Source organism: Streptomyces sp. NPDC002690 (assembly GCF_053592415.1).
Map to the genome: position 1 here is coordinate 1 of NZ_JBSFVR010000683.1, position 1720 is coordinate 1720.

2 pseudogenes are annotated in these 1720 nt (G+C 76.3%); both read right to left on the reverse strand.

The features are described from left to right. A pseudogene (locus ACWD3D_RS36680) lies at window positions 1-95 on the reverse strand (guanylate kinase); the annotation flags it as partial. Window positions 96-177: 82 nt separating this feature from the next. Next, window positions 178-1620, reverse strand: a pseudogene (locus tag ACWD3D_RS36685) (polyketide synthase dehydratase domain-containing protein); the annotation flags it as partial. Window positions 1621-1720 lie beyond the last annotated feature (100 nt).

Below are 1720 nucleotides of genomic sequence, written 5' to 3' on the forward strand. Positions count from 1 at the left end.
GTCGTCGCCGACACCGAGAGCCAGACCTCGGGGTGGACCTTGCGCATATGCGCGACGACCGTGCTCTTGCCGACCCCGGAGGGGCCGGAGAGCACCCGGGCCGACCCCGGATCCGGCGTGCGCCGCGGGCCGGGCCACCAGTGCCTGGACCGAGAACACCGGCGCGCCCAGCGGGTCGGTGCAGGTGATCGCCGAGGTGTGCGGGCCGGTGCGGCGCACCCGGACCCGCAGCGAGGTGGCGCCGGCGGAGTGCAGCGCGGGGGCGCCCCAGGAGAACGGGATCGCGGGCCTCCCCGAAGTGGCGTCCTCGGCGGCGGCGTCCAGCAGGACGGAGGCGTGCAGGGCGGCGTCGAGCAGCGCCGGGTGCAGGCCGTAGCCGGTGACGTCCACCCCGGCGGGTACGGCGACCTCGGCGAGCACCTCGTCCTCGCGCCGCCACGCGGCCCGCAGGCCCCTGAAGGCGGGGCCGTAGTCGAGGCCCTGCTCGGACAGTTCCCGGTAGGCGTGCGTGACGTCGAGGGGGTGCGCGTCGGACGGCGGCCAGTTCTCGGAGGCGTGCGCGGCGGGCTCGGGGAACTCGGGGGCCCGGCCGCCGGTCAGGATTCCCTCGGCGTGCCGGGTCCACGGGCCGTCCGCGCCGGCGCGCGAGAAGATCGCGAGGCGGCGGCGCCCGGTGCCGGTGTGCGGGTCGGTGTCCGGCGGCCCGACGTGGACCTGCAGGGTGGTCGGCCGGTCCTCGGCGATCGGGAACGCCGCGTGCAGGGTCAGGTCCTCCAGCCGCGGCGTGTCGGTGTGTCCGGCGGCGTACAGGGCGAGCTCCAGCAGCCCGGTGCCGGGCAGCAGTCGCTCGCCGTTGACGGCGTGCTGAGTGAGCCACGGCATGGCGTGCGGGGCCAGGGTGCCGGTGAACAGCAGCGCGCCGTCGGCGGCCAGGCCGGTGACCGCGGGCAGGAGCGGGTGGCCGGTGGCCTCCAGGCCCGCGGCCCGGGTGGAGGCGGTCGGCATCAGCCAGTAGCGGCTGCGCTGGAAGGCGTACGTCAGCAGGTCGACGGGAGCGCCTCCGTCGCCGGGCAGTGTCTTCGGCCAGTCGACGGTGACGCCGCCCACGTGCAGGCGGGCCGCCGCGGCGAGCAGGGTCGCGGCCTCGTCGCGCTCGGGGTCCAGCGTCGGGACGGCCTCGACCCGGCCGTCGGGGTCGGCGCCCAGGGTGTGCCGGGCCAGCGTGGTGAGGGTGCGGTCCGGGCCGATCTCCAGCAGTGCGGTGCAGCGCAGTTCGCCGGTCAGCGTGGTCATCGCGGTGACGTAGTCCACGGCCTCGCGGGCGTGGCGGGTCCAGTAGCCAGGGTCGGCCAGTTCCTCGGGGGTCAGCGGCCGGCCGGTCAGGGCGGACACGATCGGGACGGCGGGCCGCCGCCAGGTGACGGTCGCGACCGCCTCGGCCAGAGCGGGGAGCGCGGGGTCCATCAGGTGCGAGTGGAAGGCGTGCGACACCGATAGCACCGAGGCCCGTACGCCGTCGGCCTTGAAGGACTCGACGGCTGCGGCGACCGCGTCGGCGTCCCCGGAGATCGTGGTGTGGACCGGGGAGTTCACGGCGGCGATCTCGACCCCGGCGAAGCCCGGACGGGCGGCGCTCCTTGGCGAGCGTCTGCGGCACCACGTGCAGGACCGGTGCGATCACCACGTCGTACGGGCCGAGTGCGGTGCGGTGGGCGGGTAC